Source organism: Pseudomonas sp. ML2-2023-6 (assembly GCF_037055265.1).
Taxonomy (GTDB): Bacteria; Pseudomonadota; Gammaproteobacteria; order Pseudomonadales; family Pseudomonadaceae; genus Aquipseudomonas; species Aquipseudomonas kulmbachensis.
The window spans coordinates 1,408,059-1,423,360 of record NZ_CP146347.1 but is presented as its reverse complement, the minus strand read 5'-3'; the positions used below and the strand labels follow the sequence as shown (position 1 = coordinate 1,423,360).

Here is a 15,302-nt window from a genome sequence, read left to right as displayed (position 1 = left end):
TATAAAGCCCACTACCAGTAGTTCTCGACCGCTACTTGCCCAGGTCTGCGACTCAGGCTCAGTTGCATATTTCTCTCTTTCAGCAACTTTCGGGTGTCATCAATCATTTGCGGGTTGCCACATAGCATCACCCGTGAATGTTCGCTGCTCAGTTCAATGCCCGCCGCCCGTTCAAGCTCAGCATTTTCAATCAACGTGGTAATGCGCCCATTCAACGTACCGGGTACGTGCTCACGGGTGACAATCGGAATATAGACAAATTTGTGCCCGTATTCGGCAAGGTACTCACGCGAGCATAGCCCCGCGATCAAATCCTGGTAAGCCAGTTCGCGAGCTTCCCGGGCGCTGTAAACCAACACAATGCGCTCGAATTTCTCCCACACTTCAAAATCCTGCAGGATCGACAAAAACGGCGCAATGCCAGTCCCTGTCGCCAGTAGCCACAGATCACGGCCGTCGACAAAACGATCCAGGGTCAGAAAACCAAACGCCTGGCGCTCCACCAGCAATGTGTCACCGACGCCCAAACGACTGAGTTCGCTGGTGAACTCACCGCCCGGAACCACAATAGAGAAAAACTCCAGGAACTCGTCATGCGGCGAAGAAACCATGGAATAGGCGCGCCATACCGTGCTGCCATCGGCCTTGGTCACACCAAGCCTGGCGAATTGACCTGCGTGAAAGCGAAAGCCGGGATCGCGAGTAGTACGTAATGCAAACAGGCTGGGGGTCAGCGGGGTGACATCGAGAAGCGTCTGCTGGGTGAATTTCTCTGCGCTGGCAGTCATGGGGCACTCCATTGGCGAATGGCCCTAGTGTCGCGCAAAGGAGCCCGGAGAAACACCGGTGGTTTGTGATGGCTTTGCGACAGGCAGTCGCGCCACAAACATTATATTCAGTGCTATATGCATGACAGCAAATGAGAAGTTTTTCTTAAAACAACTCATTTAAACCAAACTCGGGCGATAGATATACATTCGAAATAGCATAATTAAACAGCGTGATTAAATTATCCTCCACATGTATAAACACCAAGCCTCCTAACCAAAAAACTTTACGCACTTATTACATAGCATTATCTGAAGTAGCACCTAAAATCATTTGATAGGACATTTCCTACAATCTTTACTAGCTTGCAGGCCGCCGGAGCGCCGGAGCGCCTTATGACTGCCCATCAGATAATAAATAAAACACAGTCCCTGGCTTACAGAAGCGAAGCAGAGCTGCGTACCTATGCACTCAAACAGATAGAAGAGTACGGCTTCGATTATTTTTTCTTTCGCATGATTCCTCGGCTTGGCAATATCACGGCGAACAGTAAAGTAATAACAAACTATCCAAATGATTATGTTGAGCGTTATGAAACTGGCCATCTTTCACAACGAAACCCACTCGTGGTGCATTGCCAGCTATCGATCGCGCCGATTATTTGGAGCTCCGAGGTTTTTCGTGAAAACCCTGACCTATGGAAGGCCACACAAACCTGCGGGCTGGCGTACGGATGGTCGCAATCGGTGCACGACCCCAATGGCGTGGTGAGCATATTGAGCCTTGGCCGAAGAAATCCGCCGCTGTCGGAGGGCGAGTTTATGGACAAGGCCGCCAATGTATTGTGGCTGTGCAACCAGTTGCACAGTGCCATGCTCGAACGCTGCCACCTTCACCATCAGTTGGAGATCCACGTCATCCGCTTGACCGACCGGGAGATTGAAATCATGAGGTGGACAGCCAATGGCAAAATCGCCTCCGACATTGGCACCATTCTGAGCCTGAGCACGCGCACGGTGAACTTCCATATCGCCAGTTCCATTAAAAAGCTGGGGGCCAACAATAAAACCTCAGCAGTCGCCATCGCTGCCAAGTCAGGCTTGTTGTAAGAGAACCCAGCCCGGTAACCGATAAACGCATCAGGCAATCTGCGGCAAAAAAAAGTAAAATCGCGTCTACCTGTAAAACCCACGGACTCCACTGCCAGCCAAGCCCCTCTCAGGGGCAGGCCGCAGCTGTCGATTCCTCAGAGTTTGTATAAATGCCTGTGCTAGAAAGCCCCTTCGCCCAACTTCGCCTGATCCGCCAACCTGAACAGCAAAGCGAGCCTTTACAGGCCTTTGATGCAGCGGATGAGTATTTGCTTAATCACTTGGCCGAACAGGCGCTGCCCGCGAACAGTCGGGTTCTGGTGCTTAACGACAGCTTTGGGGCCTTGGCGGTCAGCCTGGTCGGCTCGATGCATGTGACCAGCAGCAGCGACTCGTTTCTCGCCATGCAAGCATTGGAAAAGAACCTGGTGCGCAACGGTCATGCTTACGATGCGGTCGCGATCATTCCTGCCAGCGAGGCTTTGGTCGGCCCTTTCGATTGCGTGCTGGTGCGTGTTCCCAAAACCCTGGCGCTGCTCGAAGAGCAACTGATCCGCCTGCAAGGCCAATTGGCGCCCGGAGCACAGGTGATCGCTGCCGCAATGATCAAGCACTTGCCGCGAGCTGCAGGCGATCTGCTGGAGCGTTACATCGGCCCGGTACAAGCCTCACTGGCAGTAAAAAAAGCCCGACTGCTGATTGCCACACCTCAGGCTCTGGGCCCCTTTACTTCACCGTACCCTTCGCGTTACCAGTTGGATAAGCCAGCCATCGAGCTGCTCAATCACGCCAACGTGTTTTGCCGTGAAGACCTGGACATCGGCACTCGAGCATTCCTGCCGCACCTGCCGAAAAACCTGGGCACGGCACGGGTTGCCGATCTGGGATGTGGTAATGGCGTACTGGCCATTGCCAGCGCCCTGAATAACCCGCAGGCGCAGTACACACTGGTTGATGAATCCTTTATGGCGGTGCAGTCCGCCCGTGAGAACTGGCAGGCGGCGCTGGGCGATCGCGAGGTAATTGTGCGCGCAGATGACGGTTTGGCGAGCCAAGCACCGGACTCACTGGACGTGGTGCTGTGCAATCCGCCGTTTCACCAGCAACAAGTGGTGGGCGACTTTTTAGCCTGGCGCATGTTTCAGCAGGCGCGCGAAGCGCTGGTGGTGGGAGGCGCGCTGTATATCGTCGGCAACCGCCACTTGGGCTACCACAGCAAACTGGCCAAATTGTTTCGCGGTGTCGAGCAAGTCGCCGCCACGCCCAAGTTTGTGATCCTCAAGGCGCGCAAGTAAGCATGATTTTGTGGCCACACCTATAACTGTGGGAGCTGGCTTGCCTGCGATGCATACAACTCGGTTTAGCTGCAATACCGAGGCGATACCATCGCTGGCAAGCCAGCTCCCACAGGTGAAATCATCAAGCGTTCAAAATCAGTGGCTCTTCATGCCCGCCGCGGTCATGAACAGACGGATCAACCAGGCAAATACTGCCAGGGTCGCCACACTGCCGGTCCAGATCACCAGCAGCCAGCCAACGCGTTGCCACAGAGGCTTTTTCTCGCACTCTTGGACGTCGTGTAGATAATCCTTGCCAGCCATGTTCAGGCCTCCTCTTGGGGAAAAGGCTGTGGCCCTCAGGCCACAGCGGCGGTGCTAGTGATAACCGTCTTCGTGGGTCACCTTGCCGCGGAACACGTAGTAGCTCCAGAAGGTGTAACCGAGAATGAACGGGATGATGAACAAGGTGCCCACCAGCATAAAGCCCTGACTTTGCGGCGGTGCGGCCGCGTCCCAGATCGAGATCGAAGGCGGGATGATGTTCGGCCACAGGCTGATGCCCAAGCCGCTGTAACCCAGGAAGATCAACACCAGGGTCAGCAGGAACGGCGTGTAGTGTGCTTTGCGCGCTATCGCCTTGATCAGGCCATACATCGTTACCAACACCAGGATCGGCACCGGCAAGAACCAGAACAGGTTCGGCAGGGTAAACCAGCGCGCTGCAATCTCCGAGTGTGCCAGCGGGGTCCACAGGCTCACGATGCCCATCAGCACCAATACTGCCAGCGCCAATGGGCGCCCCAGTTTGTGCATGCGCTCCTGCAATTGGCCTTCGGTTTTCATGATCAGCCAGGTGCAGCCGAGCAATGCATAGGCCACGATCAGCGCGATCCCGCAGAACACGGTGAACGGCGACAGCCAGTCCAGTCCGCCCCCGGCATACTGGCGGTTGACCACCGGGATGCCATCAATAAAGGCCCCCAGCGCCACGCCCTGAAAGAAAGTGGCCACGAGCGAGCCGCCAATAAATGACTTGTCCCAGATATGGCGTTTTTCCGGGCGGGCCTTGAAGCGGAACTCAAAAGCCACGCCGCGGAAGATCAAGCCCATCAGCATCAGCATCAACGGCAGGTACAGCGCCGACAACACCACCGAATAGGCCAGCGGGAAGGCACCAAACAATGCCGCACCGCCCAGTACCAGCCAGGTTTCGTTACCGTCCCAGACAGGGGCGACCGTGTTCATCATCACATCGCGGTCACTCTCGCCCTTGATAAAGGGGAAGAGGATGCCGATCCCGAGATCGAAGCCATCCATGACCACATACATCATGATCCCGAAGATGATGATGATTGCCCAGATAAGTGGCAGATCAATACCCATGACTCAATTCCCCTTAGTCAGGCTGTCGCTGTGGCCTTCATCTGTACCCTCATGGGCCGCAGACAGAGGACGGGCAGGCGTGCGTTGCTGGCCTGGGCCACCGTGGGTGTCGTCATCGCCTTCGTGAGTGATCGGGCCCTTGCGCACCAGACGCATCATGTAGCCCAGACCCACACCGAACAGCGAGAAGTACACCACTACAAACATCACCAGCGTGATGCTCATTTGCGTGACACTGTGATTGGACGAGGCATCAGCAGTGCGCATCAACCCGTAAACCACCCACGGCTGACGGCCAATCTCGGTTGTAAACCAACCTGCCAGAATCGCGATCAGACCCGATGGCCCCATCCACAGCACCAGGCGCAGGAACCAGCGGTTCTCGTACAGGGTGCCGCGTTTGCGCAACCACACGCTCCACAGGCCGATAAAGATCATCAGCATGCCCAGCGCAACCATGATGCGGAAGGTAAAGAACACAATGGTCGAGTTAGGACGGTCCGCTGCCGGGTAGTCCTTCATCGCCGGGATTTGCTTGTCCAGACTGTGGGTCAGGATCAGGCTGCCCAGGTACGGCACCTCGATCTTGTAGTCCGTGGTCTCGGTTTTCATGTTGGGGATGCCGAACAAAATCAGCGGCGTCGGCTCACCGGGTTTGTTTTCCCAGTGCCCTTCAATCGCGGCGATTTTGACCGGCTGATACTCAAGCGTGTTCAAGCCGTGGGCGTCACCGATCAGTGCCTGCACCGGCGCAACCACCAGGGCCATCCACATTGCCATCGAAAACATACGGCGAATGGCCGGCGTGTTGCGACCGCGCAACAGATGCCAGGCAGCAGAAGCCCCGACAAAAAACGCCGTAGCTACAAACGCAGCCGTGGCCATGTGCGCCAAGCGGTAAGGGAACGAGGGGTTGAAGATGACTGCCAGCCAGTCCACCGGGATCACCCGCCCATCAATGATCTCGAAGCCTTGCGGGGTTTGCATCCAGCTGTTGGAGGCCAGGATCCAGAAGGTCGAAACCAGAGTTCCCAGCGCTACCATCGCGGTCGAGAAGAAGTGCATCCCGCGACCCACGCGATTCCAGCCAAACAGCATGACCCCCAGAAAACCTGCTTCAAGGAAGAATGCGGTGAGTACTTCATAGGTCAGCAGTGGCCCGGTAACAGCACCGGCGAAGTCCGAGAACCGCGACCAGTTGGTACCGAACTGATAGGCCATGACCAGACCCGACACCACGCCCATCCCAAAGTTGACGGCGAAAATCTTCGACCAAAAGTGGTACAGATCGCGGTAGGTGTCGTCACGGGTTTTCAGCCACATGCCTTCGAGCACCATGAGATAACTGGCGAGACCGATGGTAATGGCGGGAAAAAGAATGTGGAACGACACGGTAAACGCGAACTGAATTCGGGCGAGATCGAGAGCCTCCAAACCGAACATAAGTCTTCCTCTATCAGGTATCAGGTCGTTGAGGACACAGGCATCGCGCCTGAGTCCAACTACCCCGCAGCCATGGCCACCGCGAATCGCCGCTCGCTCGTTAAACCACAACGCAAAGGTTTTTGGCCGGCTGGCCACTCAGATAAAACCCGAAGGGCTTTGATCTGGATCAAGCATGGATGAAAGAGTAGTCCATTCCTGACACACGGCTAATGTGGTTTGTTGTCGCGTGACACGATGCCTCAGGGCTTGATATAGACCGTTGCAAGAACCATAAGGAATCGCGAAAAGCAGATTTTCGCGAGCCCTGGCCGAGTCGGGACTTTGTGATATTTCGAGTCATTAATTGTTACAAAACAATGATAATCTCGACCTCCCCTGCTCTCGGCCACGATCCTTCAAATGACCAGCCAGCCCCTCCAGCTACGCCATCACCGGCCATTTGTGGCCTTCTGGTTTGCCCGCATCTTTACCGCCAGCGCATTTCAAATGCTCACCGTGGCCATTGGCTGGAATCTCTACCAGCTCACCGGCAATGTGATGGATCTGGGCTGGGTGGGCTTGATCGAGTTCGCCCCGCGCTTGCTGTTTATGCTGCACACCGGGCATGTGGCCGATCGCTATGACCGGCGCAAGGTGGCCGCGCTGTGCCAGTCGCTACAGGCGATGATCGCCCTGACACTGGCCATCAGCAGTGCGAACGATCACATCACCCGGGAGATGATCTTTATCCTGGCTTTTTTGCTGGGTGCTGCTCGCTCCTTTGAAATGCCTGCCACCCAGGCCCTGCTGCCCTCAATCGTACCGGTTGAACTGTTCCCGCGCGCAGTGGCTGCGGCACAGGCAGCACAGCAGTCCGCCACCATTGTCGCGCCGGCGTTTGGCGGTTTGCTGTATGCATTTGGCAGTGTCTGGGTGTATGGCCCGAGCGTGGCGCTGTATCTGATTGCCGCAGTACTGATGAGCAACCTGCCTGCGCGCCAACTGCCACTGAACAAAGCCAAGGCCACGCTGGATTCGTTGCTGGCGGGTATTCGCTTTATTCGCAGCCGCCCGGATGTGCTCGGTGCCATCTCCCTGGATCTGTTTGCAGTCCTGCTGGGCGGAGCCACGGCGTTGCTGCCGGTGTTTGCCAAGGACATTCTGCTGACTGGCCCGTGGGGGCTGGGCATGTTGCGCTCGGCACCGGCGGTCGGGGCCTTGATGATGTCGCTGTGGCTGGCCAGGTTCCCGGTTGAACGCAAGGTCGGGCGGGTGATGTTTACGGCCGTGGGGGTATTCGGGGTCGCGACCATTGCATTCGGCCTATCGACCTCGTTCTGGTTTTCGCTGGCGGTGCTGGTGGTACTCGGCGCGGCCGACATGATCAGCATGGTGATCCGCGCCTCGTTTGTGCAGCTGGAAACACCGGATGAGATGCGTGGCCGGGTCAGTGCGGTCAACGGCCTGTTTATCGGCGCGTCCAATCAACTGGGGGAGTTCGAATCCGGGGCCACTGCCCACTGGCTGGGCACCGTTCCCGCCGTGGTACTGGGCGGGATCGGTACGCTGGTCGTCACCGGGCTGTGGATAAAACTGTTCCCTGGCTTGGCCAATCGGGACCGGATGGTGGAAGAAAAGCCATGATTCCCTTACCAATACTCGTAGCAGCTGCCGAGGAACGAAGGCTGCGTTCGACGACGTAGTCGTCGCAAATCAAGGGTCTCGGTGTGTCAGGGTTATTGAGTGCACAGGTTTACGACGGCTTCGCCGCCGAACGCAGCCTTCGTTCCTCGGCAGCTGCTACAGGTATCTGCAGCCTTACTTTATATAAAGCCGCACATCCAACCGGTTGTGCGGCGGCACCAGCGAGGCGTTACTGAATTCAAACCAACCGCCGTCCTTGTTACCCAGGTCGAAGGTATACAAGTGCCCCACCGTGGTGCCCGCCCCGTTACAGGCCACCAATCCCTCGCCCTGGTTGCAGACCGGGGCACGTACACCGTCCACTTCCTCGCCATCCAACGTCACATTGGGCTGACCACCGTAACCGCGCTCCAGCACATAGACCTTGATAGCAGGACCGTTATGGTCACAACGGGTCTGCTCGCGGCCATCCGACACATCCTCTACAGCGCAGGAAACAGACGCCACCTTGAGAATCTCGACGGTGCTCAAGGGCATTGCCGGCGCAGCGCTGACGGCGGCACTTATAAAGAAGCCGAAACACGCGAAAACAGGTTGGATGGTGCGCTTCATAAATCCCTCCGAAAGCTGGCACGCAGTATGCCTGCCACATCAAGGTTATAAAACATGGCCCCGCAGGGTAACCAAAGCAGCCATATCTACGAGCTGCTGGTATGATGCGCGGCTTTTTCCGACAGACAGAAAAACCTCAGACGGTCCGCGTCTGTGCTTTGCTGTTGAAAACGATTTAATCACGGCGCATTTGGCGCCACGGGGACTGGCATGCTGGAAAGGCTGTTTCAACTAAAAGCACACAACACCAACGTGCGTACCGAGATTCTTGCGGGTATCACCACCTTCCTGGCGATGGCCTACATCCTGTTTGTGAACCCGAGCATCCTCGGTGAGACGGGCATGGACAAAGGTGCCGTATTTGTTGCCACCTGTCTGGCCGCGGCCATTGGCTCGGCGACCATGGGCATCATCGCCAACTACCCGATTGCCCTGGCACCGGGTATGGGCCTGAACGCCTTCTTCACCTACACCGTGGTCCTGCATATGGGCCATACCTGGCAGGTCGCGCTGGGCGCGGTGTTTATCTCGGCGGTGCTGTTCTTCCTGCTGTCGATCTTTCGCATCCGCGAATGGATCATCAACAGCATCCCGCTGCCTCTACGTTCGGCCATTGCCGCCGGTATCGGCCTGTTCCTGGCGTTGATCGCCCTGGGCAACGCCGGCATCGTGGTTGCCAACAAGGCAACGCTGGTAGGCATGGGTGATCTGGCGCAGCCAAAAGTGATCCTGGCATCCCTGGGCTTTGCCCTGATCGTCGCCCTTGAGGCGATGAAAGTCCGTGGCGCAGTGCTGATCGGCATCCTGGCCGTGACCATTGCTTCGATTGCATTGGGCGTGACCGAGTTCGGTGGCGTGATGTCGATGCCGCCATCCCTGGCCCCGACCTTCCTGCAGCTGGACATCAGAGGTGCCCTGGACATCGGCCTGATCAGCGTGATCTTCGCCTTCCTGTTCGTTGACCTGTTCGACAACTCCGGCACCCTGATCGGCGTCGCCAAGCGCGCTGGCCTGATGGGCAAAGACGGCCACATGCCAAAAATGGGCCGCGCCCTGATCGCTGACAGCACCGCGGCCATGGCTGGTTCGCTGCTGGGCACCTCGACCACCACCAGCTACATCGAGTCGGCAGCTGGCGTGAGCGCCGGTGGCCGTACCGGCCTGACCGCCATCGTAGTCGGCATCATGTTCCTGCTGGCGTTGTTCTTCTCGCCATTGGCCGCCAGCATTCCAGCCTTCGCCACCGCGCCCGCGCTGATGTTCGTAGCCGTACTGATGATGAGCGGCCTGGCAGAAATCGAATGGGACGACGTCACCGTTGCCGCACCAGTGGTGATCACCGCACTGGCGATGCCGTTCACCTACTCCATCGCCAACGGCATCGCCTTCGGCTTTATTTCCTGGACCGTGATCAAACTGCTGTCGGGCCGTGCCCGCGAGCTGAATGCACCGCTGATCATTCTGTCGGTTCTGTTTGTGGTCAAGCTAGGTTGGTATCCAGCATGAGTGCTTTGCCGTTTGATTCTGCTACCTACGCCGTTGAGCTAGAGGCCAAGGCCAATCGTCTGCGCGAGCTGCTGGCGCCGTTCGATGCGCCTGAGCCGCAGGTATTCGATTCGCCTCTGAAGCACTTTCGCCTGCGGGCCGAGTTCCGCCTGTGGCGCGAAGGGGGTGAGCGTCACTACGCCATGTTCGCCCAGGATGAAAAGCGCACGCCGATCCTGATCGAAAATTTCCCGATTGCCAGCCTGCGCATCAATCAACTGATGCCTCAGCTCAAAGCCGCTTGGCAAGCCAGCTCAGCCTTGAGCCACAAGCTGTTCCAGGTCGAGTTCCAGACCACTCTGGCAGGCGATGCGATGGTCACTTTGTGCTATCACCGCCCACTGGACGAGCATTGGCAAAACGCTGCCGAGCAGTTAGCCAAAGACCTGGATATCAGCGTAATAGGCCGCTCCAAGGGCAAGCGCGTAGTGATTGGCCGCGATCATGTGGTCGAAAAGCTCGAAGTCGCGGGGCGCACCTTCACGTATCAACAGCCTGAAGGCGCGTTCACTCAGCCAAACGGCACGGTCAACCAGAAGATGCTCAATTGGGCATATGACGCGTTGGGCGAGCGATCGGATGACTTGCTGGAGCTGTATTGCGGCAACGGCAACTTCACCCTGCCGCTGGCTACTCGCGTGCGTAAAGTACTGGCCACCGAAATCAGCAAGACCTCGGTGTATGCGGCACTGAACAACCTGCGCGACAACGCTGTGGATAACGTCACGCTGGTGCGCCTGTCGGCCGAGGAACTGACCGAAGCCCTGAACGAAGTGCGTCCGTTTCGTCGCTTGCAAGGCATTGACCTGAAAAGCTACGAGTTCGGCAGCGTCTTCGTCGACCCGCCGCGTGCGGGGATGGACCCGGACACCTGCGAGCTGACCCGTCGCTTCGACAATATCCTGTATATCTCGTGTAACCCCACGACATTGGCCGAGAACATCGCCCAACTGCACGATACGCACCGGATTGAGCGTTGCGCGGTATTTGACCAGTTCCCGTGGACTCACCATATGGAATCGGGTGTTTTGCTGGTTCGTCGGTAAGCCGCTCGCATCATTTTTGTAGCCACTGCCGCAGCGCTGCGATAAGGGCCGAAGGACCTTCAAGGTTCCAGAGCCCGGGACTGCTTCGCAGTCCATCGCAGCCTGCGGCAGCGGCTACAGAAGTTCCTGAAAATACCCCGCCACCTGCCGTAAATCCCCTTCGCTCAACAAGCCCGCGTAATACTTGAGTTGCACCCGCGCCAGCAAATACGCATAGCGCGCCTCAGCCAAATCCCGCTTGGCACTGAACAACTGCTGTTTGGCGTCCAGCACATCCAAATTGACCCGCTCACCTGCGCTCACGCTTTTCTGCGTCGCCTGCACCAGGGCACTGGCGGACTCCACCGCCATTTCATAAGCCCGCACCTTGGCCGCCGCGCTGCTGTTGAGGTTGTACTGTTTGCGCAGGTCTACCAGCGTGGTTGCCGTTTGTGCGTCCAGCTCAAACTGGGCCTGGGACAGTTGCCGTGCCGCCTGCCGGGTCGATGCCGACACCGAGCCGCCCGCAAACAACGGCACCGTGAGCTGAATACCGACGCTGTTGGTGTCGTACTTCTGGTTGTAGGTACTCTCCGAATCGGAACTGGTCTGACGGCTGCTCGCATACAAACTGAGCTTGGGCAAATGCCCGGCGCGCTTGCGCTCCACTTCGTACTCGGCCGAGGTCAACCCATGGTGCTGCGAGGCCAGCTCCGGGTTATTGGCCAACGCCAGTTCGCGCCAGCTTTCAAAACGCTGCGGTTCCAGGGGCAGGATTACAAAACGCGGCGACAAGGGATCAAGCTGTTCTATTTGCAAGGGTTCGCCAAGCATTGCCTCCAACTCACGCAAGGCGGCGTCCTGATTGTCTTGCGCCTCGATCTCCTCAGCCACCGCCATGCTCAGGCGCGCCTGGGTTTCCAGCACATCGGTGCGGGTGCCCTCGCCGCCTTTCAACAACCGCTGGTTAAGCTGCAAACGCTCGGCAAAGGCACGCTTTTGCGCACGGCTCAGCTCGATCCGCTCCTGTGCCAGCAATGCCTGGCTGTAGGCACTGAGCAGACGCACCGCCAGATACTGGCTTTTGCTACGAAAACGCTCATCGGAGAACAACGCCTGCGCTGCACCTTGTCGGAAACGAGCATAGGCTTCGTAGTCCAACAGTGGCTGCTGCAAGGTCAAAGTTGCTGCATAGCTGCGGTAATCGCGGTCGGTACGGGTACTGGCCTGGGTGACTTCGGACTCGTTGCGCGAGTTGTTGTAGTTCCACGACAAAGTCGGCAATAACGCCGAGCGGCCCAGTGCACGGTTCTCCTCCCCGGCCGCCCGCTCTTCAATCGCCGCCTGAAAGGTCGGGTCGTTGCGGATCGCCAAGTCGTAGGCTTCAAGCAAGCCCAATGCCTGCGCCGGCCCCGTACACAGCATGAACAGCCCGCATAAAATCTGGCGCACGATCATTCTTCCACCAACGCCATATGGGTACGGTCAAGCAGTGGCTTGAACAGGTAATTGAGCATCGAGCGTTCGCCTGTGCGCACGAACGCCTCCACCGGCATGCCGGGGCGGATCTGCAACCCGGCCAGTTGCGCCATACCGGCTTCGCTGACTTGCGCACGCAACGTGTAATAAGGCTCGTCGGTGCGTTCATCGACCTGACGGTCCGCCGACACCAGCGTCACCTCACCCGCCACCCGAGGCGTGGTGCTCTGGCTAAATGCCGAGAACATCAGCTCGACCGGCAAGCCGGGGTGAACCTTGTCGGCCAGCTCAACCGGTACCCGCGCCTCGACCAGCAGTGGCTCGCCCTGGGGCACGATCTCCATCAGCGCCTGACCGGGCTTGATCACCCCGCCTTCGGTAAACACATCCAGCCCCACCACAATCCCCGCCACCGGGGCACGCAACTGGCTGTTGGCCAATTCAAACTCGGCCGAGGCCAGTCGATTGCGCAAATCCTCGGTACGTACGCGGGTGTCGGCCAGTTGGGTGCGGACTTCCTTTTGATACTCCTCGGCCAGTTGCCGAATCTTCAAACGCATCTCCAACACTTGTCGCTGTAACTGACCGATGCGGCCGTAGTCCTCGCTGATCGAACCCAGCACCTGGGCGTACACCCGCTCGCTGTCCAGCAGCCGGTTACGCGGGATATAGCCTTCGCGGGCCAGCTCACGCAGGCCTTGCAACTGTTCGGTCAGGGCCGTGCGTTGCAGCACCTTGCTGGCCTGAGAGTCACGCACCCCGCGCAACTGCGCCTCGGCGCCTGCAATGCTTTCGTCGATACCCTGCTGGTCCAGCAGCAAGGCCCTACGCCGACTATCGAACAGTTGCTGTTGCAAGGCGAGGTTGGAAGCCACTTCCGGGGCGGCCGCCAATGCCGTCAGCTCGGCAGGGAAGTTAACGCGGCTGGCGCCATCACCCTCGGCATCAAGCCGCGCCTCACTGGCGAGCGATCCATAGAACTGGCTGCGCAACGACTGGGCTTGCCCCAACAACGGGGTTTCCTTCAGTCGAATCAGCACCTGGCCTGCGACGACTTTGTCGCCGTCACGCACATCAATACGTTCAACAATCCCGCCGCTGGGGTGCTGCACTACCTTGCGATGGCCCGAAACCATCACCTTGCCCGACACCGCGACGCCCTTGTCCAACGGCGCCAATGCGGCCCAGCCAAGAAACCCGAGAAAGCCGCCGAGCATCAGCAGCCAACCCAAGCGCGAATAGCGAGTGTCATCCAGTTGCAGCACATTGCTGTCGCCAAGGGCCTTGGCGTTTGACTGCTTCATACCTTGCTCGCCTCTGCCGTTCCGAGCCGATAGCTCACATTCATTGCCGGTTTCGGCGCTGCAGGCTTGGACGCCGTGGGAGCACCGAGCACCTTGGCGGTCGGGCCAAAGGCTTGCAGCTGGCCATCGCGCAGGATCAAAAGCTGGTCGGTCAGGGTCAGCACATTGGGTTTGTGGGTAATCAAAATCAGGGTTCGCTTGTGCTGTTTGAGCTGGGCAATCGCCTGCAACAAGGCCTGCTCACCGGCTTCATCGAGGTTGGAGTTGGGTTCGTCGAGCACGATCACCGCCGGCAAGCCGTACAGCGCACGGGCCAGGCCGATGCGCTGCTTCTGCCCGCCGGACAACCCCGCTCCGCCTTCACCGAGGCGAGTGTCGTAGCCCTCGGGCAATTGCAGGATCAACTGATGCACGCCCGCCAGTTGCGCGGCGGCCAGCACCTTGTCGGCATCCACCTCGGCAAAGCGTGCGATGTTTTGTGCGATGGTCCCGGCGAACAGCTGAATGTCCTGGGGCAAATAGCCCAGATGCGGGCCGAGCTGGTGTTTGTCCCACTGCGACAGCTGCGCACCGTCCAAACGCACCTTGCCCGCCAACGGCTGCCACACGCCGATCAGCAAACGGGCCAGGGTTGATTTACCGCAACCGGACGGTCCAATCACGCCCAGCACTTGCCCCGCAGGCAAGGTGAAACTCAGATTGGCCAAGGTAGCGCGACGGGTGCCGGGTGCGCTGGCGCTCAGTTGCTCAACCGACAACTCGCCCTTCGGTGCGGGCAATACCATACGCTGCGGGCGCGGCGGATAGGCGTGCAACATGGCTTCGAGGCGTTGGTAAGCCAGCCGTGCCGAAGTCCATTGCTTCCATACACCGATCAGTTGGTCGATTGGGCCCAGCACCCGGCCCATCAGGATGGAGCCGGCAATCATCATCCCGGCCGTAATTTGCCCTTGTACCGCCAGCAAGGCGCCGAGCCCAAGCACCAACGATTGCAAAGCCAGGCGCACGCCTTTTGACCAGGCGCTGACGGTGGCGGTTTTTTCACTGGCAAGATTTTGCTGCGCCAAAAATGCTGTGTGCTGCGCCAACCAGCGCCCGCGCAACGTGTCGAGCATGCCCATGGCTTCGATGGCCTCGGCATTGCGCAAATGCGCACTGGCTTGCTGGGTGGCCTCCACCGACAACTCGCTGGCGGCTTTAAGCGGCGCTTGCGAAACGCGCTGATTGACCCACGCCAGAATCATCAACAGCACCGCCCCACCCAGAGCCAGCAGCCCCAGCCAGGGGCTGAACATAAAAATCACAAACAGATACACCGGAAACCATGGCGCATCGAAAAACGCGAACAGCGCATTGCCGGTGGCGAACTGGCGCAGGCTGGTCAGGTCATTCAACGCCTGCCCCGCCGCAGGGCTTCCGGTACGTAATTGCGCCTCGAAGGCAGCGTCGTAGACACGCTGGTTCAAGCGCATATCCATCTGCGTGCCGAGGCGGATCACCACCTGGCTACGCACCCATTCCAACGCGCCCATCAGGCCAAAGAGGCCGAGGATCATCAGCGTCAGCATCAACAGGGTCATTTGATTGCCCGAGGCCAACACCCGGTCGTACACCTGCAGCATGTACAACGCCGGGGCCAGCATCAGTAAATTGATCACGGCCGAGAACAAGCCAATATTGAAAAAAGCACGTTTGTAGGCCGTCAAGGCAGCCAGCATCTCGTTGGCTTTGGGCCGGGTCATGGAC

13 protein-coding genes are annotated in these 15,302 nt (G+C 58.5%); 5 read left to right on the top strand and 8 right to left on the bottom strand.

Features of this window, described 5'->3' with window-relative positions; all coding sequences use genetic code 11:
* Positions 1 to 11: 11 nt before the first annotated feature.
* Positions 12 to 788 carry a ferredoxin--NADP reductase gene (locus V6L79_RS06570; protein WP_338579968.1) on the bottom strand — a complete coding sequence of 259 codons (777 nt, stop codon included), beginning with the start codon at positions 786 to 788 and terminating at the stop codon, positions 12 to 14.
* Between the two features lie 375 nt (positions 789 to 1,163).
* On the opposite strand from V6L79_RS06570, the gene V6L79_RS06565 reads away from it, so the two are divergent.
* Together V6L79_RS06565 and V6L79_RS06560 are read left to right on the top strand one after the other, a co-directional pair.
* The gene (locus V6L79_RS06565) at positions 1,164 to 1,877 is read left to right on the top strand and encodes a LuxR family transcriptional regulator (protein ID WP_261740883.1); all 714 of its coding nucleotides are present in this window, start codon (positions 1,164 to 1,166) and stop codon (positions 1,875 to 1,877) included.
* Between the two features lie 152 nt (positions 1,878 to 2,029).
* Positions 2,030 to 3,154: a class I SAM-dependent methyltransferase gene (locus tag V6L79_RS06560; RefSeq protein WP_338579967.1), complete on the top strand. Its 1,125-nt coding sequence runs from the start codon at positions 2,030 to 2,032 to the stop codon at positions 3,152 to 3,154.
* Positions 3,155 to 3,292: 138 nt separating this feature from the next.
* Here the strand turns inward: V6L79_RS06560 and V6L79_RS06555 are convergent, their stop codons facing one another.
* The 3 genes from V6L79_RS06555 to V6L79_RS06545 are packed head-to-tail and all read right to left on the bottom strand — an operon-like array spanning position 3,293 to position 5,965.
* A complete protein-coding gene (locus tag V6L79_RS06555) occupies positions 3,293 to 3,460 on the bottom strand; it encodes a DUF2474 domain-containing protein (protein WP_261740881.1) in 168 nt (55 codons plus the stop codon).
* Positions 3,461 to 3,514: 54 nt separating this feature from the next.
* A complete protein-coding gene (cydB, locus tag V6L79_RS06550) occupies positions 3,515 to 4,522 on the bottom strand; it encodes a cytochrome d ubiquinol oxidase subunit II (protein ID WP_261740880.1) in 1,008 nt (335 codons plus the stop codon).
* 3 nt (positions 4,523 to 4,525) lie between these two features.
* Positions 4,526 to 5,965: a cytochrome ubiquinol oxidase subunit I gene (locus tag V6L79_RS06545; RefSeq protein WP_261740879.1), complete on the bottom strand. Its 1,440-nt coding sequence runs from the start codon at positions 5,963 to 5,965 to the stop codon at positions 4,526 to 4,528.
* A gap of 402 nt (positions 5,966 to 6,367) precedes the next feature.
* On the opposite strand from V6L79_RS06545, the gene V6L79_RS06540 reads away from it, so the two are divergent.
* On the top strand, positions 6,368 to 7,591 hold the full coding sequence (locus V6L79_RS06540; protein WP_261740878.1) for an MFS transporter: 1,224 nt from the start codon (positions 6,368 to 6,370) through the stop codon (positions 7,589 to 7,591).
* Positions 7,592 to 7,765: 174 nt separating this feature from the next.
* Here the strand turns inward: V6L79_RS06540 and V6L79_RS06535 are convergent, their stop codons facing one another.
* The gene (locus V6L79_RS06535; protein ID WP_338579966.1) at positions 7,766 to 8,203 is read right to left on the bottom strand and encodes a DUF4879 domain-containing protein; all 438 of its coding nucleotides are present in this window, start codon (positions 8,201 to 8,203) and stop codon (positions 7,766 to 7,768) included.
* Positions 8,204 to 8,413: 210 nt separating this feature from the next.
* Between V6L79_RS06535 and V6L79_RS06530 the strand changes: the two genes are divergently transcribed.
* Positions 8,414 to 9,709 (top strand): NCS2 family permease, encoded by a 1,296-nt coding sequence (locus tag V6L79_RS06530; protein WP_261740876.1) that lies wholly within the window; start codon positions 8,414 to 8,416, stop codon positions 9,707 to 9,709.
* Entirely contained in the window at positions 9,706 to 10,794 is a 1,089-nt protein-coding gene (gene trmA, locus V6L79_RS06525) for a tRNA (uridine(54)-C5)-methyltransferase TrmA (RefSeq protein WP_338579965.1), read from the top strand. Before V6L79_RS06530 ends, trmA begins: the two co-directional genes overlap by 4 nt.
* Positions 10,795 to 10,908: 114 nt before the next feature.
* Here the strand turns inward: trmA and V6L79_RS06520 are convergent, their stop codons facing one another.
* The 3 genes from V6L79_RS06520 to V6L79_RS06510 are packed head-to-tail and all read right to left on the bottom strand — an operon-like array spanning position 10,909 to position 15,298.
* Positions 10,909 to 12,198: a TolC family outer membrane protein gene (locus V6L79_RS06520; protein WP_405046642.1), complete on the bottom strand. Its 1,290-nt coding sequence runs from the start codon at positions 12,196 to 12,198 to the stop codon at positions 10,909 to 10,911.
* 29 nt (positions 12,199 to 12,227) lie between these two features.
* Entirely contained in the window at positions 12,228 to 13,556 is a 1,329-nt protein-coding gene (locus tag V6L79_RS06515) for an HlyD family type I secretion periplasmic adaptor subunit (protein ID WP_338579963.1), read from the bottom strand.
* Positions 13,553 to 15,298: a type I secretion system permease/ATPase gene (locus V6L79_RS06510; RefSeq protein WP_338579962.1), complete on the bottom strand. Its 1,746-nt coding sequence runs from the start codon at positions 15,296 to 15,298 to the stop codon at positions 13,553 to 13,555. Before V6L79_RS06510 ends, V6L79_RS06515 begins: the two co-directional genes overlap by 4 nt.
* Positions 15,299 to 15,302 lie beyond the last annotated feature (4 nt).